Genomic DNA, 19,092 nt, shown 5'->3' with positions numbered 1-19,092 from the left:
AGTGGTTGTCGGATTGAGAAATTACAGATCAATGAGAAGCAGCGCTTTGATCCTTGTTTAGCGTTTTACATGATTATTGCTTGGCGGATCCTCTATCTAACCGTATTAAGTCGCGAATGTCCTGATATTAACTGTGAATTAATTTTCTCAACTGAAGAATGGCATATGGCCCATATAATCATAAAAAAAGAACCCCCGCCTGATAAGCCTCCTTCATTGCAAGTTATAGTAAATATGATTGCTTCTATTGGTGGATATTTAAATAGGAAAAATGACCCTGAACCAGGACCTACTACACTTTGGATTGGCTTGCAGCGACTCAGAGATTTTCTTGGGGCAAAACAAGCCCTTAGCAATATAACTTATGGGTAATGATGTGCAGATTTGGGGATGACCCTAACTTATGGGTAATGATGTGCGGATTTGGGGATGAGCCGTTACTTTCCGAATGCAATGATCTTGATTGTATTGGCGTCCCCAAGGGGATTCGAACCCCTGTTACCGCCGTGAAAGGGCAGTGTCCTAGGCCTCTAGACGATGGGGACCTAAAACTTTCTTTTGCATCACTTAATAAAGTGATTGTGGAGCTAGGCGGGATCGAACCGCCGACCTCTTGCATGCCATGCAAGCGCTCTCCCAGCTGAGCTATAGCCCCAAAAAGAGAATCGAAGTTTAATAATGGACTTACAAACTGTCAAGCTATTTTTGAGAATTTCGCTAATTATCGAGCAAGATAATAAAGGCTCTACATTTATGGAAGATAACTTGCCAGTCGCATAAAAATTTTATACCGAACTTCGCTTATTTAAGCCCAACTCGCCTAAGTTCAGCTTCCTGCAAACGAGTAGCAAAACTTTCATCCGTCTCGACAATCTCTCCTTTTTCATTAGTTATGGCCTTTGCTTCATCAATAGCATTTACAGCTATTCTGGTATGTATATTATTAAATAATCCCTGTGTTAACGAGGCATCAATCAATTCTCTAAGATGTGCTTTATATTGTTCAACTTTATGCTCTAAAATCTGAGCCTTTGCGCTGTAGTTAATAACTTGCTCTACTTTTTTTGATAAATTGAGATTTTTGTCTTTCCCTGATTCATTTTCAGGTGGCTCAAACGTTGAATTGTCTTTGTCTGTTAAATACTTCATGCCTTTTTCTGGAAGAGAAGAACTTACGACCGCAGGGGGTCTGGATAAATGACTAACGGTAGTTGTCCAATGAACATTATTATGATTAGTTAAATGAATAGAAGGAATAGCCAAGAGTGTACCATTATTCAATCTCTGGCCATTCATAGGTCCCTCAACGACTAGATTCACCTTAAATTTGGCAGCCAGCAGCGTTAAATTCTCATGCGTTGCCCACCATTTTCCCTTTATTGCAATTTGGTCCATACCCTTCAAAATCACTGAATGAGGGTTCAATTCACCCTTAACAATGGTATCTTTAAGAAAGATATCTTTAATATGCTCTCTTTGGATACGCTCATCCAGACGAAATTTAACCTTGTCAGCAATCATATCTTTTCGTTTTTGAACAGGGAACAACTCTCTTTCCCGGGCAAAAACCGCTCGTTTTTCCTCTTCATTAACAAATGTGATGTTTGCTATTTTTTCTGCAACTTTTTTATTAATTTGAGTATCAATTTCTTTAGTTATTTGGACAATATCCGCTATTTTTTCTGGTGAAATTGAGCATGATATTAATTTATCCCATTCCTTAGAGGGTACTCCCTCTAAAGAAGCGTTAACCAATAACTCATCACAATATTCATTGCTGGTTAAAGATTCATTGCTGGTTAAAGCGAGCCGTAGTGATCTGGACGTTTCTCGCGCCAGTTTCATTACATTGTTATCAAATACCAGCTCATTAAATTTTGCTTCTGTAGGCAACTCGTTAATTGAGTTTTTAACCAATAGAACCAATTGCATAAATTTATTAAAAACCACTTCGCCTTCAATTTTAGATAAAAAAGGTGATTTTTCCTGCGATTGTAGAGCGGCTAATAATGACTGCCGCTGCGTATTGACTACCACATGTCTTAAAGACATTTGGAGCGCAGATAACATGCGTTTTTGGTCATTTCGCGGTGAAAGATGAAGTTGATATAAATTAATAGCCAGCAGGTCATCAAGCTGAATATCTTCAAGTCCCTCCTGTACCCATTGGTCATAAGTAGGGCTTACTCCTCCAGATTGATACTCGTTTTGAATAAGATCTATTAAACCGATAGCAAAGGCATAAAAACCGCAATCTCCCCCGCCCGGATTATCGATCCTGACTTTAGCAGGATTATTTATTTCGCCAGGCATATTTTTAGCCCTTCCTCTATTCAGATTATCTTTAACCAATATTGTATTATATAAAATCACTATTAAGAAAATATTAAATGAAATTTGATTACTTTTAACAACTTTGTGCCGAATAAAAAATTTAAAGAATACCTAATTGCCACCAAGTCGGCACTTCAAATTAGCTTTAAATTTTATTTGACTTTTAATGATGCCTACGTACCGAAGCTTGTCCGCGGTACCCAGAGATTGTGGCACGAAACCAGCCTCTTCCTGCCGTGAACAAGTCACGGCACGTGGGGTTTTGCAAGTGTCAAGTAAAACGTAAGGCTAATTGAAATAGTCGGCATCCATTAGAGATCTTTAAGAAAACATTGGATGCAATTCCGTATTCTTTGAATTTTTTGTCCGATACACAGCTAATAAAAAAGTATGGTCTTTGAGGAAAAATCCGGATTTCGCATCCTGACTTCGACTTCAATCAACAGACCATACATTTGAAAATGTCTGATTATTTCCAGGAAGAGGTTTCATTATCACCGAGGATTTGTTTGCATTGACTTTTTTTAAGCAGCACAAAACCTCGACCTTTACAGGCATTTTGACCTTTGCAGGCATTGTTAGCCGTCTTGCAACTGCTATATCCACGACAACCATTAACCCCTAAACATTTTACATGGCATGCGGCTTTTGCTATTGCAGCCCCGGGAACTATCGAGAAAACAGCAGCGGCACCAATTGCCAAAGCTGCACCGGTCAATTTGATCTTGTTCATAATTAATTCCTTTTAAAGTTTATCCGAATAGTATTCAATGAGATTACACTCAGAATTCTAGATATATAAAATACCAGTTGTCAAGAAAATAAACAAAACAGGCAAAATAAAACACCTGATATTTAAATATTATTGAGATAGACATTAGGGGGACAAAAAGTTATTGCTATATTAAATGTGACCTGTCAATTAGCATTGATTTTTAACCAGGAATGAACACTTAGGTTGGAGACGACAGAGGTAACTTCTCCTGTCGCCTATCCGGGATTATTAAGCTTTTTCAGCTACTGCCCGTTTTTTTGCTGCCTTTTTATGCAGTTTCCAATCCCGATCTTTTGCAAAAACAAAACTGGCAGCTTCTTCAATGAAGAAACCAATATCAGTAATATTTGCCCAGGCACAATATTCATTAATTTTATCGAAAGTTTCGCTGCTTATTTCTGCTTTGATTTTTTCTTTCTTTTGTACACGAGTCCCATTAATAATTGGCATGTTGTAACCTCATATGTTATTTATACGGCATAAATGTTAACAAATAAATTTAGTATTGCAAAGAAGGTGTTAGCATAATTTAATAATAGTCTGGTTTGTTATTCAATTGGAAATGAGGCTAAAGGGTTTTGGTATTTCGGGATAGAAAGTATTCCACATTCTTTCACAGAAAGATAGCAGGTTTTTAAATTTATGAACATGATTTTTTAACGCATCATCGTAAGGCACCCACACAATATTTGCCAGAAAAGCAAAGGCTGTTGCATCAATACTGGTAATTTCATCCCCTTGAAAATACTTTTTCTCTCCAAGAAATTCAGCTATGGAATCCAGTGTTTTATAACCCATCTGGAGAACTTCTTCATAGCTGTGACGTCCCGTTCCTTGAGCATATAAGGCTTGTAAAATCTGTTTACGTACCCTGCGAGAAATAAATAACTTCGCGAAACAGGATAATTTGTTAAAAAATGCATTTTTTACTTGCAACCAATTTACTTCATTTTGCCAACGCATATAAATTAAAATCCAATAAATACGCTCAGAGAAAGTATTATCCAACAATACTGACAATGCCTTTTGTTCTTTATTCAAATTTTTATCTAACGGATCACCAAATTTTCCTTTTAAATAATCAATAATCAGTTCACTGTCAGAAAGAGTCTTTTCATCAATTTTGATAAAAGGAAGTTTTCCTTTGGGAGCTTTTCCTGGATTGCTGACAAATCGAATTTCATAAGGCATTTCAATCATCCGCAGATAAGTTTCTATTTTTAAACAGAAAGGACTTGCATTGGGTAACCCCCAAATACCGGGAAATTGATATAATGTAATCATGTCAGTTATTCCTTTGTTAATCATGTCAGGTTGAGCAGGCGGCGATTATACTCACTCCTTGACAGGCTGTGAATTACTATCAGGGATCTGTTTATCAAATAATAAAAACACGACATTTTTTAAAATCAAATAGTTAAAGTTAATAAAAGTAAATGAACATAAAGGACGAGAATGTTTACTCAGCAGCGCGAGCCATTACCGTGTTCAAAAAAAATATTATTATTTTCTAATGACACCTATTGATTCTTAAATTTAATTTTGCTTTAATGCGGACGTCTTTTAGATCTAATCTAACGGCGCCCACACGGATGACGGTTCTGCATGGATGGCTGCAAGTACGCTCTGATTTACATGGAAAATAGGATATGTCTAATGATTTGGCTATTTATTTATCAAAACAGCTGCTTTGGCAAGCACTGTTGATATCTTCGCCTGTCATCATTGTTGCAATGTTCTGTGGTTTGTTCGTCTCCATTCTTCAAGTTGTTACTCAAATTCAGGATTCTACTTTAAATTTTGTACCCAAAGTTTTGGCTATTGTTGCGATGCTAATGCTTTGCGGTGGGTGGATGTTACATTCCCTGGTTAATTTTGCTCAAACTATTATTTCCAGCATTCCGGAGACAATAGGATGATCAATGTAGCGATGCCAACTCTTACCGCCTTTTTTCTGGTTGCCATTCGCACCGGGGTTATCTTGTTATTTACGCCCATTCAGGCAATTCGCCAGCTGCCTGTTTCTATCAGACTGATTCTCGTATTGGGATTAAGTGCTTTATTCGTCAGTAATTTATCATTAACCATCGAGTTTCCCAATCAGACAGCATTATTTGCCAGCTCGCTGATAGAGTTAAGCAATGGCTTGATTTTATTGCTGAGCTTTTACGCTGCCTTTGCCGTTTTTCAAATTGCAGGACAACTTATCGATACGCAAACAGGTTTCAATTCTCTGGCTATTTTCAATCCGGGTGATCAATCTCAGGATCCTTTAATGAGTCGCTTGCTGATTATGCTTGCTGTTTTATTCTTTTTTTCAATAAATGGCCACCATTGGCTCATACAAGGATTAGCCTGTTCTTTTTTAAGCATTCCCCTCGGTGAACTAACACTTTTTAACCATTTTTCGCTTATTATCAGTCAATTTTCATTCATGTTTATTCTTGGATTAATGATTGCAAGTCCTATAGTTACAGGTTTGTTATTAATTGATCTCTGTAGTGCCATACTGACTCGTAACATGCCTCAAATAAGTACCTATTTTTTAGCATTACCCGTTAAAATTCTATTCGGTTTTTTTCTTTTAACTTTAATGTTGTCTTATATTAATCCATTAATGGAACGTGCATTTGTACGCTGTTTCCAAATCTGGCATCAGGTGATGGAATGAGTGAAAAAACGGAAACAGCCACCCCTTTTAAATTGCAAAAAGCAAAAGAAAAAGGACATGTCAGCAAAAGCATGGAGTTGAATGTTTCGCTGCTGATTACTCTATTATCCGGTACAGTTGCCGTTATTTGGCCGTCACTATTAAAACAACTTAACGAGTTTGTTGCTCACCTTCTTTACCTCTCCGGACATATGTCTTTTACTGTTGATAATATAAATCGATTGCAGCGGTTTATTCTCCAGACTTTAACTCTGCTATGGTTGCCCTTCGCTCTCATTGCCTGTTTATGTTTAATCGTGACTACTGTTAGTCAAACGGGTTTTGTCTGGTCAACGCAAGCAATTGCTCCTGATTTTAAACGGATTAACTGGGTACAAGGATTTAAACGTTTATTTTCCTCCAGACTTTTATTTGATACTGCTAAAAATAGCCTGAAACTTGGCCTGGCTTTTATTCTCCTCACTATAAGCATCCGTTGGGAAACTATTAATTTGCTACAGTTGATGAATTCCACTCCCATTGAACATCCGGGATTGATTATGCATCTTCTTTTAAAAGTGATTCTGCAATTATTACTTCTTCTATTAATACTGGCTGTCTTCGATAAAATTTATACCCACTGGAAGTACAATAAAGATAATCGTATGAGTAAGCAGGAAGTGAAAGATGAATATCGCCAACGAGAAGGAGACCCCAAGATTAAGGGCAAACTCAGACAATTACAACAACAACTACGCCAAAAAACCTCAGCCTTAAACCAGATAAAGACAGCAGATGTTATTATTACCAATCCAACTCATTTAGCCATTGCCTTAAAATATGAGCGCGGTGTAATGCCTGCACCTAAAGTAGTCTGCAAAGCACAAGGTGAAATGGTTCAACAGGTGAGGATATTAGCGAGGCGCCATAACATTCCGGTTATTGAAAATAAAGCGTTTGCTCGCGCTTTATTTGATACCGTGGAATTAAATCAATGGATTCGTCAGGAACATTTTCCAATTGCCGCGATGATTCTGCGTGAAATTTATCGCCAGAAGGAGATTATTTCATGATGAAGACCAATACCTGGTTTAGTAACAGCAGCGAAATGCTCATGATCACTTTTGCTACAGGCATTTTGCTTATTTTGTTTGTGCCCATTCCTCCTTCTTTACTCGATTTATTATTGATAATTAATTTTAGTTGGGCGTTGACTGTCTTACTGTTAACTTTTTACACGGATAAACCATTAAGCTTTTCTACTTTTCCGGCTCTTTTACTCATTTCTACCCTTTTTCGCCTGGCATTAAATATTTCGGCAACACGTCTTATTTTGACTGATGGTGAAGCGGGGCGTGTAATCCAAACAATGGGACAATATGTTATTCATAACAATTACGTTATGGGATTAGTCGTTTTTTTAATTCTTATTATTGTTCAGTACATCGTAGTCACTAATGGTGCTCAACGCGTTGCTGAGGTAGCAGCACGCTTCACTCTCGACAGTATGCCTGGAAAACAAATGAGTATCGATGCTGACTTGAACATGGGCAGTATCTCACAAAATGAAGCGCGATTCCGGCGTGCACAAATCGAAAAAGAAGCCAGTTTCTACGGGGCAATGGATGGTGCATCCAAGTTTGTCAAAGGCGATGCAATAGCCGGTATTTTGATAATGCTGGTGGATATTATTGGCGGTTTTGCTATTGGTATGGTGCAAAAAGGTTTAAGCCTCACCGAATCTATTCATCGTTACACTTTGCTTACTGTGGGAGATGGTCTGGTCACGCAAATCCCCGCCCTGATTATTTCTCTGGCAACCGGTATTATTGTTACGAGGGCAGCTACCGATGCTCAATTAGGTAGTGAAGTTGCAAAACAGATCGCTGCTTACCCCAAAAGTTTAATCATGGTTTGCTTAAGTCTGGTCGGTTTACTATTTCTAAAAGGTATACCCGCATTCTCTGTTTTACTCATTTTAAGTTTTTTTACAACCGCTGCCGGCCTTGCTTTGAAAACCAGACGCGAAGAGAATCAGGAGATTCAAGAAGAAAATCTTTATGAAAAAATCAGAATACATCCTATAGAAATTCATCTACATCAGGAGCTATTCACTATACTCGGTAAGCATGAGACTTCATTGCTGGAAACTATTCAGCAAATGCGGGAACGAGTAGCCTATGAATTGGGATTTGTTATACCGGAAGTAAAATTAATCCCAAACTCCAAACTCAATTATCCGTTTTATTACATTAGCATCCAGGGTAATAGCCAAGGCTACAATCAATTGCATTTCGACAGAGTCCTGGCAATTACTTCTCAACGTACCAAACCTGCAATATCAGACTTGGAACAAGGCATTGAAGTCTATGATCCCAGTTATGGATTGCCAGCAATATGGATTAAGCAAGAACAACAAAACAAAGCACTGGAAAGTGGGTACACCCTTTGTGAACCACTGATCGTTTTAACTACTCATTTAAGAGAAGTCATTCACGGCCATGTTGCCGAGTTATTAACAAGAACAGAAACAGAAATTTTACTGGAACAGACGGCTGTTCGTAATCTTCGGGATGAACTCATTCCGACCTTACTTCCACTAGGCCATGTTCAGCGTATTTTACAGAATTTATTACAGGAAAAAGTGTCAATTCGTTATTTGAATACCATTCTGGAAGTATTACTGGAACATGCAAAAAACATCACTGATCCCACTCAACTCACTGAAATTGTACGAGCCCGTCTTGCTACTTCGATTTGTCAGAAATTAATTGCTCATCAGAATTGTTTATATGTGCTCACACTTGCACCACCACTCGAACAAAAACTTAACCAAAGCCTGAGTAAAGAATACTGGGCGCCTGAACCAAGTCTTACCGAAAATTTTATCAGTGCTTTGGCTAATCAGGTTGAAAAAATGCTCGGCGAAAGAAAAAGACCTGTATTGCTTTGCTCATCAGGTTTACGCAGACATATCAAACAATTAACTCAACGTGTAATTCCTCATCTGACGGTACTGGCAATGACTGAAGTGCCGATTAATATTCAGGTGGAATCCTTTGCAATCGTACAATAAGGACTATACATCATGCTTGATGCAATAACAGCTTCACAAGTGGCAATGATTCAGGATCAGTTACGTTTACAATCCATCAATCAAAATATCACTAACATGCAAACACCAGGCTATAAGCGCCAAATCATGGAAACTGGCCGGTTTGATGAGCAACTCCAGGCTGGTATGACCAACATTCATCCCCAGCTACAAACGGAACAAATACACCAACAAGGTACAATTGTTCAATCACAAAACTCACATGATCTTGCTATTTCAGGGGAAGGTTTTTTTGCCGTTCAAACCGAAGCCGGCGTTTTTTACACACGACGCGGTGATCTCCATATTAATGAACGTGGGGAGCTTTCTTTGGCAACAGGAGGTCAGTTGCTAGGAAAAAACGGGGTGTTACATGTTGATGACAATCATTTTAGTATAGATGCTCAAGGCGCTGTTTATATTGATAACCATAAAGTTGATCAATTAAATCTTGTCCAATTTTCCCATAATGAGGCATTGAAGTATCAAGGCCAAGGTTTATACCAAACCACGGAAGCGCCTCTACCTGCTGAAAATTCTACCCGTGTTTTACAGGGGTTCATTGAGCAATCCAATGTCAAGTCTCTCGATGAAATGATGGAAATGGTAAAAACCTCACGCCACTTTGAAGCCTCACAACGTGTTATGCGTACAGCCGATGGTCTTTTATCTACCGCAATCACTCAACTGGGAGAAGGAAATGTCTGATGCACTTGCTATTGCTGCCAGCGGCTTAAGAGCAGAGGAATATTATATTGATAAAATTGCCAATGACTTGGCTAATTTAAACACAGCCAATTATAAGTCCAGCAAATTAATATTTGAGGATATGGTCTACCAAAATATTGATGGTACTAATCCCCTCTTTCAAAATCAGGCTACCGCCAGACTTGGTTTAGGTACAGCCGTTTTTAAAACGGAAAAAGATTTTTCGCCAGGCCCTCTAAAACCAACTAATAACTGGAACGACGTCGCTATCGACGGTAATGGGTTTTTTCAAGTAATTAATGTTGATGGTTCCATTGCCTATACTCGTAATTCGAGCCTTTCTCTGGATGAAGACAGGTATTTAACTACTCATGATGGTTTAAGATTAGCCGATAATATTCAAATACCAGAAGATTATACTGAAATAATTATTCAAAAAAATGGCGATGTAGAAGCCATTCTGGCAGACGATCCTGAACCACAACTCCTTGGTACGATTAAACTCGCCAAATTTTTAGACCCAGGCGCTCTCAATCCCATCGGTACAGGGCTTTATAATCCAACAGAACAAACGGGAGACGCCATTATTGACATACCCGGGAATAGCGGCATTGGATTTTTGGCACAAAAACAAATTGAAGCCTCGAATGTGGATATGGTCAGTTCTCTAATGCAGCTTACTTTTGCTCAACGAGTTTATCAATTAAATGCCAAAGCGGTACAAATTGCCGATGAACTGGAAAAGATGACGAATGAAATTCGCAATTAGTTTATTTCTGTTGATGATCAACTGGGTACAGGCTCAAACAAACCCTTTGAATCAGGAAATTTCCCGGCGGGTAGTCTTGCGTTTTCGCCCTTTAATCACGACAGAAGCCACTACGCTCGGCGATTTATTAATTATCAAAAATGACCGACTACACTGGGAAAAATTAGCTTTGGATAGTCATCCCAAGGCAGATGACTCGCTTTCCCGGGAAGCTCTCATTCAATGGATGCAGAAGCGCCTGGGTTCATTCGATTGGCAATGGCAAGGAATTAACCATACAACCGTTAAAGCGATAAACAAAACCAGTAAAAACAGCCTGCTAAAAAAGGCACAGCAAGATTTGGCCAAGGAATTGACGCCACTTTATTCCCGCATTGAGTTAACGCCCCTAAACAGTGCTAAAAACAGTATATATTCTATTGAGAGTTTTCATACCCGGATTAAATTAACATTTCCAATCAGAAAACGGGTTTGCGTGTGGTTGACTAATTCCAGGCAGAGTATTCCTGTCTGGTTTAGTGTCAAAGCTTACCAGACCGTCAGGGTAGCCAATCATGCCCTGCCCGCCCATTCGATAGTTCATGACAATGACTTTTCCTGGCAGGAACGCAATATTGCCGGTCTACGGGCTGAACCGGCCAAGAACCTTAACAGACCCGTCTGGCTTAAAACTTCGGTGCCAGCCCATACAATTCTTGTAGAAAATAATCTTGGCGATCCTCCTCAAATTATTCATGGACAAAAAGTCATGATCAAAGTCTATGAACGCAGTATTACTATTGCAACGGAAGCACTTGCTTTAAATGATGGCCATATAGGTCAGTTGATTACGGTGAGAAATCCTGCCACTCAGAAAACTTTTTCTGCTCGAGTCGTGGGTAACCAGCAAGCTGAGATTCGCCTATGAAAATACGAGTTGGTCTTATTGGTTTCTGCCTCTTTTTCAGTTCTCTGTCACAAGCCATTAGTTTGTTTAACGATAATGTTTATCGACCTCTTATTGCTGATAGAAAGGCCTATTTACCAGGCGATGTTTTAACTGTCATTGTGATGGAAACATCGAATGCGCAAAGCAGCGCTGATTTGGCCTCTGGAAAAGAAATCAAGACTGCTTTGGAAGCCAGATACAATAAAAATCGACATGAAGTCGCTTTCGGCCTGGAAGGTAAGGGGCGCGCCGCCGCCAAAACAGGCCGAAATGGCAAAATTAAAGCATCGTTAACCGTGCGTATCAAAGCTATTTTGCCCGGAGGCAGCTATCTGGTGGAAGGGCATCAGCTTATTCGCATCAATGGTGAACAGCAAACTATTCTGTTAAGCGGTGTTGTTCGACAAGAAGATATCAGTCCGCAAAACACGGTGCTTTCCACCCGCCTTGCAGATGCTCAGATTACCTACACTGGCGATGGCTCCGTGTCTGATTCACAGCGCCGAAACTATGTTTATAAACTGTTATCATTTATAGGGTTAGTCTGATGCAATACTTATTAACACTAATCCTCTTTTTGAACCTGATGTTCGCCTCAACGGTAAGCTATTCTACTGTGCGTTTAAAATCCATTGCTCATCTATCAGGCTTACAGGAAAACCCTATTACCGGCTATGGTCTGGTTATTGGTCTTGCCGGTTCTGGTGATTCCCGTCGCAATAAAGACACCACGCAGGCTATTGCCAATCTGTTGCAGACCTTTGGTGTGAATATTAATCCTAATGAGGTTAATAGTCGCAATACAGCAACGGTTATTGTCACGGCAAATTTACCTTCCTATGCTCATCAGGGCGATAAGCTGGATATTAACGTTGCTTCGTTAGGCGATGCCAAAAGTTTGCTAGGCGGTACTTTACTGGTCACTCCACTCAAAGGTGCCGATAATCAAATTTACGCGCTGGCTCAGGGTCCTATTTCGATTGGTGGTTTTAAATATGATTTATTTGGTAATGTCATCCAAAAAAATCACCCTACTACCGGTTTGATTCCGGGTGGCGCCATTGTCGAGAAAACCCTTTACAATGAATTAATCAGTAAAGAAGGTGAACTGCATGTAATCCTGAACCGGCCTGATTTCACCACTGCCGATCACGTGGAAACAGCGCTTAACAAACAGTTTGGGCCTAATACAGCGTTGGCAAGAACAGCGCAGGATATTGAAATCCACCCCCCGATGGAAGCAAAAAAACATTTTATCCGCTTTATCAGCCAATTGGAAAATATCGCAGTAATACCGGATAACCTGCCCACAGTCGTGGTGAATGAGCGTACGGGCGTCGTTGTTGCTGGTGCTGATGTCAAAATAGATGCAGTAACCATTTCGCACGGCAATTTACAAATTGCCATCGCCACAGACTACAACGTATCGCAGCCAACTCTGGTCAGCGAAGTAGGCAGACAGGTACGAACCGCTGTCACCCCTGCTACCAGTATTAACGTAAAAGAAACCACAGCCAATGCAGTAAAGCTGGCAGAAGGAGCCACTATCGCCGAACTGATTACCGCTTTAACCAAAGTACAGACTTCAACACGCGATATTATTGCTATTTTAGAAAGTTTACAGCGCGCAGGAGCCTTGCATGCAGAACTCATTATTCAGTAAGAAGGAAAATTTATGAATCAAGATACAACCATAGAACTCATCGGTCGGGCGCTAGACGCCAGTCTGATGCGTCAAACAGCAATCGCTAATAACATTGCCAATGCCAACACGCAAAATTATCAAACCCTGGAAGTCAATTTTGAACAACAGTTAAGCCAATGGAGTGAGAATAATGGGTCATTGGCCACTCTACAACCGTTTTATCAACTCAGCGACCATTATTCGTCAATTGATGAACAACTGGCACTCAGTGTAAAAAATGCGACCCATTATCGTGCTTTAATTAAAGGTTTGAATCAAAAACTGGCAATTATGAAACTTGCTGTACAAGGGAATGGCCTATCATGAGTTATGATCAAATTTATGCGATTGCTTCGCAGGGGATGAATCTGGAAAAATTGCGCGTTGACACCGTTGCTAACAATATTGCTAACCAGCATACCCTGAAAACGACTGATGACACCTTGTTTCAACCCATGCAAGTGATAGCAACGGCCAAACCCTTTTCGGTCTATCTTAATAACCCGGAAGAAGGCGGTATTGAAAACATTGAGCTGGCACCGGAAAATTTGCCTGCTAATAAAGTTTGGCAACCGGGGCACCCGGCAGCGGATAAGCAAGGTTATGTGACTTATCCGGGACTGAGTACGATCGATGAAATGACCACCCTTTTACGTGCCTCGCGAGCCTATGAAGCCAATATAAAAGTGATTAACACCGCTCACTCCCTCTATTTGCAGGCATTAAGTATCGGAGAAGAGCGATGAAAATCGATGCGTTGAACACTACCAACGTTAGTACAGCGTTTAAATCCATTGAACAGTCAGAAAAGCCTCAGCAAAATTTTGCTGGCTGGCTCACTGGAAAGCTGGGAGAAACTAATGAGCAATTGCTGGCGGCTGATAAGGCATTGCACCAGTTAGCTACGAATCAGGCACCCAATCTGCATCAGACCATGCTGACCCTGGAGCAGGCTAAATTATCATTTCAATTTTTGGAGCAAATACGTAATCGATTGATGAGTGCCTATCAGGAAATTTTAAGAGAGCAGATTTAACGTGAATTATTTTGTAAATAGCCTGAATTGGTTTAAAACACAGTCAAAGCAACGGCAATTAAGCCTGATTGCTGGTTTATGCTTAATAATAATCTTGACCATCGTCCTTTCTTTCTGGATTTTCTCTCCTGCCTATGCAGTGTTATTTAATCAACTGGACAATCAGGATGCCAACCAGATCCTTGGTCAACTGGAACAGGCTCATATCAGTTATCAGGTACGTAATCAAGGCCGAGATATTCTTATTGATAAAAATCTGGTCGATAAAACCCGTATTAAATTAATGGGTAGCGGTATACATTTAACCAATAGTGTGGGCTTTGAGTTATTTGATAAAAGCGATTTTGGCATGAGTGATTTTTCGCAGAAGATTAACTATCAACGTGCATTGCAAGGTGAATTAGAACGTACTATCGGTAGTCTGGACGAAGTCAAGCATGTACGGGTCCATCTGGTTATCCCGGAAAATCATTTATTTCAAAAGGAGAATAACCAGCCGCATGCAGCCGTAACTCTTCATCTTACACATCACTTGACTGCCCAACAAGTCCGCAGTATCCAACAATTAATTGCAGCGAGCATCGCCCATATGCCATTAACCAATGTTATTATCGTTGATCAAAATGGAAATAATCTGACCTCTGATGATGACGATATAGCATCCAATCATTTTTCAAACAAAAAGTCTCTGGAACGCTACCTTAATAACAAGGTTACACAGATGTTGCATCGTGTTTTTGCTGGCAATGAGATGATGGTCAAAATTGATGCGACATTGAATTATGATGAAGTACAACGAGAACTGGTTAAACCTCAACATGACAGTATCATTACTCATGAAAAAGAAACCCGACATTCAACAACCGCTAAAAATGATAAGAAACAAATCAATCAAGAGATTACCCGCGAAAAAAGTTATGAATTTGGTAGTGAAAAAGAACATTTTAAACGTGTGGGCGGCAACATTGAACGTCTTACTATTTCCGTGGTCGTGCCAAAACACACCGATCAGCAAACTATTGCAAAAATTGAACGACTTGTAAAAACAGTAGTTGGATTTGATGCCAGACGTGGAGACAGTATTAGTGTTGAAGCATTGATTGCACCCCCCATATTACCCGCTGATGTGCAAGCGCCTCTTCCTCTTGCAGAAGCAAAACTTTCTCGACCTGCAATTATTATCACTGGTGCCGGAACAATCGGCTTCTTATTAGTAAGCCTTGTACTTCGCCAAAAACGACGCTGGAAAAAAAGGCAGCTCCTGTTGGCAGAATTAAGCGAATGGTTGAACAAACATGATTAATGTAAAACAAATACTGCTTAAAATAGCTCGCCTGCCAAAAGCCGATCAACGCTGGATCATCCGTCAACTTCCAACGTTAGAAAAAAAACGCTTTAAGCAAATACAGGGAGAAGTATTGTTAATAAATGCCCGGCGTTTTCGTAAAATTAAAACGTTGTCGCAGAAATGTGCTACGAAGCCCTCTCTTCCAATTTATTATCACCATTTAAACCAATATTCTTCCTTGTATATCGCTATCATTTTAGAACACGATGCAAGAAAAGAACAATTTTTAAACTTCTTTGATCAGAATGGTAATATTAGATCCTGTTTGGAAACCTCAGTGCAGCAATTAAAACCTGCCGCTAAAAAAGTTATTTTTGAACAATGGAAAGCCAGTCTCTCTTTTGAAGCCTGTCTGGAGAATGGGCATGGCTGAAATTTTTAAACAAGTCGTTCTTAGTGACGAACCGTTTTATCCCAATCAAACAACAGCAACTGCAAAAGATACTGCTAAGAACCAATCAGGCACTGCTTCTCCTGCTGTTGTGGAAACGCCAGTCGTCTTGAAAGAAAAAGCTCATGAAGAAGGGTACGCAGAAGGCTACACGCAAGGTTTGACTAAGGGGAAAGAAGAAGGGGAAAAACAGGCCCACGAAGAGGTTGCGAATTTATTGCAACAATTAGAAACATTATTACAGACCATTCCTGCCGCCATCAGTGAAAACCGTCAAGCATTACAAACTGAAATTGCGGATATTGTTCTGATTATTGCACAGCAGTTTTTTATTCAGCAACAACATGACAAAGAATTCATTGCCCGTCAAATTAGTGCTGCACTTAATCAATTAAACAGTAAACAAACGATTACATTAGTTTTACATCCACACGATGTGGCACTGCTACAACAAGGCAAATTAACTATTGATTTTAGCCAGTGCAACGATCTTCGCATTGCTTCAGATGAAAAGCTACGTTTAGGTGGCTGTCTTATTAAAAGTGAACATGGTCTTTTTGATGCCAGTATTGAACGACAAGTTGATCGTTTAAAGCAGATTTTGCTGCAAATTAAAGCAGGAGAACATGATGTCTGACTGGATCAATACACTACAATCCATCGAACGCCTCGGTGAAATTGAACAATATATCGGTTTAAAACTGGTTGCCAATGGCCCACCTCAAACTTTTGTAGGCGAAGTGTGCGACATACTGGACTTACAAAGTGAAGTTATCGCTCGCGCTGAAGTAGTCGGTTTTGAAAAAGGGAAGGTATTTTTAATGCCCTTCGCTCCGGCTAAAATCAGTATGGGATATAAAGTACGTGCCAGCGGTAACGGGATGAGTATTCCAATAAGCAATACTCTTTTAGGCCGCATTGTCGATGCTTTCGCGCAACCCCTGGATCAGAAAAGCCGTCTTCAGCTCACTGAACGAGTTTCGTTAAATAAAAACAAAATTAATCCCCTTAAACGTCAAACCATTAACGAGCAGTTACTCACTGGCATTCATGCTATTGATAGCCTGCTGCCATTAGGAAAAGGTCAGCGTATTGGTCTTTTTGCAGGCAGCGGCGTAGGAAAATCGGTATTGCTGGGTATGATAGCCCGACATATCGCCAGCGATGTTAACATCATCGCCTTAATTGGCGAGCGAGGACGTGAAGTTAACGACTTTATTCAGGAACATTTAAATGAAGACCTGTTAAAAAAATCGGTGATTGTAGTAGCCTGTAGCGATGACTCTGCGCTGATGCGCAGACAAGCGGTCTATACTGCCACAGCAATTGCTGAATATTTTTGTCAACAAGGTAAAGATGTCATGCTATTGATGGACTCTATTACACGATTTGCCATGGCGCAACGTGAAATTGGCCTAAGCCTTGGAGAACCACCTACCGCCCGTGGCTATACACCCACTGTTTTCTCCCTCCTTCCAGGCATTGTGGAGCGCGCAGGTAATTTTACCGGTGCAGGAAGCATTACTGCACTTTATACCGTACTGGTAGAAGGTGATGATTTCAATGAACCCATTGCTGATACAATGCGTTCTCTCTTGGATGGTCATATTGTTCTGACCCGTGAATTAGCTCATCGTGGTCATTATCCCGCTATTGATATTCTGCAAAGTGTGTCGCGTCTTGCTTCACACCTATTAACCAATAATGAATATGAACTTGTCCGAAAAATTATTGCCCTGCTAAGTCAATATCGTCAAAATCAGGACATGATTGAAATAGGCGCCTATAAAGCAGGTAACAATCTTAAGCTGGATTATGCAGTCTCTCGTATCGATGCTATTAATACACTTTTAGCACAGACTGATAAACAATGCCTGGATAGAGCTACCTTATTACAGCGTTTAGCGGAGATTGTCGATGAATAAAACGCTACTCGCTTTGATGAAAAAAATTGATTGGCAGTTGAATAATCTCTATCAACATTCGCATACCATTAGAGCAGAACAGGACGAGTTAAACAAAAAAGTTGCGGAAGTAAAGCAAAAAATTTCTGACGCTTGCGCAACATCAGCCATTATCAACCCGGAACAGGAAATCACCCGGCTAAATTTTATGATGCAACAACAACAAATTCATGAAAATTTAATTATCAAAAAGAAAGAACTTGATACTCATTACATGCAATTACAAGAAAAACAAATTCGCTTGACTAGAGAATTAAAAATGCTGGAAAAATATCAGGAAAAGAAGAAAAACACAGCACAAAAAAATATCGCTATAAAAGAGCAAAAAATCAGTGACGAATGGACATTACAACAAAGAGGACGCGTATGAAAATTAATGAAGAAATACCGATTATTAATCAGCCTCCCTTAATACGGGATAATAAGAAGATCCAGAATTTTGAACACTGGCTCCCTTCTCCCACAGGGGAAGCAACAGGCGATGAGTATTATTGGCAACATCAGCAAGATTTGCAACATTCAGCCCTTCATTTTCAACATTTTCAAAACGCCAAAAAAAATGACATCACGCCCATTGAATCCGCAAAAAATACTGATATTTCATGTTTGAAAGTTTTGCCATCAGAAAAAGCGGCAGCTCATTTAATGCCCCCTTCTCCTATAAACTCTGAGCAATTTTATCCATCAGCGTCAATACAGCGCATCTTCCAACAATTTGTTAGATTATTTGAACCTGCGTCAGACAACAATATAATTTATCAAGCTAATATTAACGAACAAAATTCATCGAATGTAGAACCATATAACAAGTCTTTAGTGAACGAACAGACTAAATCAGAGAAGTCTTTTAAAAATTACCATCTATTTATCGATGCCAATCAAGCGGAATTTACCTTCAATACAACCCATCTGGACACTCGTCAGGTAAAAGATCTGAGCCTGTTAATACGACAATGGCTGGGCAAACGAGGAATACGCCTGCAACAACTCATCATTAATGGAGTAACACAATGACTAATCCAATTACTAACTATTCTGATACAAGCATTAATCAGGCCGATTATCTGAAACTATTCATGCAGCAATTAACCTATCAGGACCCATTAAAACCCATTGATAATCGTGAATTCATGGTGCAAATGGCTCAATTTTCTGCTTTACAGGAGGCGCAGGCCACTACCTCAACATTACAAATTCTAGCTGTATTAACCAGCGCAAATCAAGCCCTGATGTTACTTGGCAAAACAGTAACCATCAAAGGTACGGAAACGCAAGGTACTGTTAATAAAATTGAATTTTCCAGCGATGGCACACCGCTTATTTATATCGATACCCAAAGAGGCAATCCGCCTGTACGGTTAAGGGACATCGCTTTTATTTCAAACCGATCTTATGATGATTTTTAAGGACA

Annotated in this window: 25 protein-coding genes and 2 tRNA genes; 20 read left to right on the top strand and 7 right to left on the bottom strand. The window is 39.7% G+C overall.

Annotation, left to right across the window (positions count from 1 at the left end; all coding sequences use genetic code 11):
• Window positions 1–372: IS4 family transposase (locus T345_RS0103025; RefSeq protein WP_028388051.1), on the top strand; the 372-nt coding region annotated here is incomplete at its 5' end.
• 97 nt (window positions 373–469) lie between these two features.
• On the opposite strand, the gene T345_RS0103020 is transcribed toward T345_RS0103025, so the two are convergent.
• The 7 genes from T345_RS0103020 to T345_RS0102995 all read right to left on the bottom strand — a co-directional run bounded on the left by T345_RS0103020 (window position 470) and on the right by T345_RS0102995 (window position 4,393).
• Window positions 470–545: transfer RNA gene (locus tag T345_RS0103020), tRNA-Glu, on the bottom strand.
• A gap of 37 nt (window positions 546–582) precedes the next feature.
• A tRNA-Ala gene (locus tag T345_RS0103015) sits at window positions 583–655 on the bottom strand.
• Window positions 656–801: 146 nt separating this feature from the next.
• Window positions 802–2,313: a hypothetical protein gene (locus T345_RS14485; RefSeq protein WP_028388050.1), complete on the bottom strand. Its 1,512-nt coding sequence runs from the start codon at window positions 2,311–2,313 to the stop codon at window positions 802–804.
• A gap of 332 nt (window positions 2,314–2,645) precedes the next feature.
• Entirely contained in the window at window positions 2,646–2,705 is a 60-nt protein-coding gene (locus T345_RS15550; RefSeq protein WP_423202085.1) for a hypothetical protein, read from the bottom strand.
• 98 nt (window positions 2,706–2,803) lie between these two features.
• Window positions 2,804–3,067 carry a BufA2 family periplasmic bufferin-type metallophore gene (gene bufA2, locus T345_RS13375; RefSeq protein WP_035918017.1) on the bottom strand — a complete coding sequence of 88 codons (264 nt, stop codon included), beginning with the start codon at window positions 3,065–3,067 and terminating at the stop codon, window positions 2,804–2,806.
• 270 nt (window positions 3,068–3,337) lie between these two features.
• A complete protein-coding gene (locus T345_RS0103000) occupies window positions 3,338–3,559 on the bottom strand; it encodes a hypothetical protein (RefSeq protein WP_028388049.1) in 222 nt (73 codons plus the stop codon).
• 102 nt (window positions 3,560–3,661) lie between these two features.
• Window positions 3,662–4,393: a glutathione S-transferase family protein gene (locus tag T345_RS0102995; protein ID WP_028388048.1), complete on the bottom strand. Its 732-nt coding sequence runs from the start codon at window positions 4,391–4,393 to the stop codon at window positions 3,662–3,664.
• Window positions 4,394–4,758: 365 nt separating this feature from the next.
• Here T345_RS0102995 and fliQ point away from each other — a divergent pair, with 365 nt between their 5' ends.
• Genes fliQ through T345_RS13365 form a run of 19 tightly spaced genes read left to right on the top strand, consistent with a single transcriptional unit; the run spans window position 4,759 to window position 19,087 of the window.
• Window positions 4,759–5,028 (top strand): flagellar biosynthesis protein FliQ, encoded by a 270-nt coding sequence (fliQ, locus tag T345_RS0102990; RefSeq protein WP_028388047.1) that lies wholly within the window; start codon window positions 4,759–4,761, stop codon window positions 5,026–5,028.
• The gene (locus T345_RS0102985) at window positions 5,025–5,780 is read left to right on the top strand and encodes a flagellar biosynthetic protein FliR (protein WP_028388046.1); all 756 of its coding nucleotides are present in this window, start codon (window positions 5,025–5,027) and stop codon (window positions 5,778–5,780) included. Before fliQ ends, T345_RS0102985 begins: the two co-directional genes overlap by 4 nt.
• On the top strand, window positions 5,777–6,832 hold the full coding sequence (locus T345_RS0102980) for an EscU/YscU/HrcU family type III secretion system export apparatus switch protein (RefSeq protein ID WP_028388045.1): 1,056 nt from the start codon (window positions 5,777–5,779) through the stop codon (window positions 6,830–6,832). Before T345_RS0102985 ends, T345_RS0102980 begins: the two co-directional genes overlap by 4 nt.
• Complete coding sequence (locus T345_RS0102975) at window positions 6,829–8,835, top strand: flagellar biosynthesis protein FlhA (RefSeq protein WP_242604567.1); 2,007 nt, start codon at window positions 6,829–6,831, stop codon at window positions 8,833–8,835. Before T345_RS0102980 ends, T345_RS0102975 begins: the two co-directional genes overlap by 4 nt.
• A 12-nt stretch (window positions 8,836–8,847) precedes the next feature.
• Window positions 8,848–9,561, top strand: coding sequence for a flagellar hook-basal body protein (locus tag T345_RS0102970; RefSeq protein WP_028388043.1), 714 nt, complete (start codon window positions 8,848–8,850; stop codon window positions 9,559–9,561).
• Window positions 9,554–10,330: a flagellar hook-basal body protein gene (locus T345_RS0102965; protein WP_028388042.1), complete on the top strand. Its 777-nt coding sequence runs from the start codon at window positions 9,554–9,556 to the stop codon at window positions 10,328–10,330. Before T345_RS0102970 ends, T345_RS0102965 begins: the two co-directional genes overlap by 8 nt.
• The gene (gene flgA, locus T345_RS0102960) at window positions 10,314–11,237 is read left to right on the top strand and encodes a flagellar basal body P-ring formation chaperone FlgA (RefSeq protein ID WP_028388041.1); all 924 of its coding nucleotides are present in this window, start codon (window positions 10,314–10,316) and stop codon (window positions 11,235–11,237) included. The genes T345_RS0102965 and flgA overlap by 17 nt, the downstream gene beginning before the upstream one ends.
• Window positions 11,234–11,806 (top strand): flagellar basal body L-ring protein FlgH, encoded by a 573-nt coding sequence (locus tag T345_RS0102955; RefSeq protein ID WP_051555102.1) that lies wholly within the window; start codon window positions 11,234–11,236, stop codon window positions 11,804–11,806. The genes flgA and T345_RS0102955 overlap by 4 nt, the downstream gene beginning before the upstream one ends.
• Window positions 11,806–12,921, top strand: coding sequence for a flagellar basal body P-ring protein FlgI (locus tag T345_RS0102950; protein ID WP_035918014.1), 1,116 nt, complete (start codon window positions 11,806–11,808; stop codon window positions 12,919–12,921). The genes T345_RS0102955 and T345_RS0102950 overlap by 1 nt, the downstream gene beginning before the upstream one ends.
• 12 nt (window positions 12,922–12,933) lie before the next feature.
• Window positions 12,934–13,269, top strand: coding sequence for a flagellar basal body protein (locus T345_RS0102945; RefSeq protein WP_028388038.1), 336 nt, complete (start codon window positions 12,934–12,936; stop codon window positions 13,267–13,269).
• Window positions 13,266–13,688, top strand: a complete 423-nt coding sequence (flgC, locus tag T345_RS0102940; protein WP_028388037.1) for a flagellar basal body rod protein FlgC — start codon at window positions 13,266–13,268, stop codon at window positions 13,686–13,688. The genes T345_RS0102945 and flgC overlap by 4 nt, the downstream gene beginning before the upstream one ends.
• Complete coding sequence (gene fliE, locus T345_RS0102935) at window positions 13,685–13,978, top strand: flagellar hook-basal body complex protein FliE (RefSeq protein WP_028388036.1); 294 nt, start codon at window positions 13,685–13,687, stop codon at window positions 13,976–13,978. Before flgC ends, fliE begins: the two co-directional genes overlap by 4 nt.
• A 1-nt stretch (window position 13,979) precedes the next feature.
• Complete coding sequence (gene fliF, locus T345_RS13370; protein WP_035918012.1) at window positions 13,980–15,281, top strand: flagellar basal-body MS-ring/collar protein FliF; 1,302 nt, start codon at window positions 13,980–13,982, stop codon at window positions 15,279–15,281.
• Window positions 15,274–15,699 (top strand): hypothetical protein, encoded by a 426-nt coding sequence (locus T345_RS0102925; protein WP_028388035.1) that lies wholly within the window; start codon window positions 15,274–15,276, stop codon window positions 15,697–15,699. The genes fliF and T345_RS0102925 overlap by 8 nt, the downstream gene beginning before the upstream one ends.
• A complete protein-coding gene (locus T345_RS0102920) occupies window positions 15,692–16,354 on the top strand; it encodes a FliH/SctL family protein (RefSeq protein WP_028388034.1) in 663 nt (220 codons plus the stop codon). Before T345_RS0102925 ends, T345_RS0102920 begins: the two co-directional genes overlap by 8 nt.
• Entirely contained in the window at window positions 16,344–17,642 is a 1,299-nt protein-coding gene (locus tag T345_RS0102915; RefSeq protein WP_242604566.1) for a FliI/YscN family ATPase, read from the top strand. The genes T345_RS0102920 and T345_RS0102915 overlap by 11 nt, the downstream gene beginning before the upstream one ends.
• The gene (locus tag T345_RS0102910) at window positions 17,635–18,051 is read left to right on the top strand and encodes a hypothetical protein (protein ID WP_028388032.1); all 417 of its coding nucleotides are present in this window, start codon (window positions 17,635–17,637) and stop codon (window positions 18,049–18,051) included. Before T345_RS0102915 ends, T345_RS0102910 begins: the two co-directional genes overlap by 8 nt.
• Entirely contained in the window at window positions 18,048–18,695 is a 648-nt protein-coding gene (locus T345_RS0102905) for a hypothetical protein (protein ID WP_028388031.1), read from the top strand. Before T345_RS0102910 ends, T345_RS0102905 begins: the two co-directional genes overlap by 4 nt.
• Window positions 18,692–19,087, top strand: a complete 396-nt coding sequence (locus tag T345_RS13365) for a flagellar hook assembly protein FlgD (protein WP_051555101.1) — start codon at window positions 18,692–18,694, stop codon at window positions 19,085–19,087. The genes T345_RS0102905 and T345_RS13365 overlap by 4 nt, the downstream gene beginning before the upstream one ends.
• Window positions 19,088–19,092: the final 5 nt, after the last annotated feature.

Origin of the sequence: Legionella fairfieldensis ATCC 49588 (genome assembly GCF_000621525.1) — a bacterium.
Lineage (GTDB): Bacteria > Pseudomonadota > Gammaproteobacteria > Legionellales > Legionellaceae > Tatlockia > Tatlockia fairfieldensis.
Note: the sequence above shows the minus strand (reverse complement) of the source record. Positions and strands in the feature narration are given on the sequence as shown.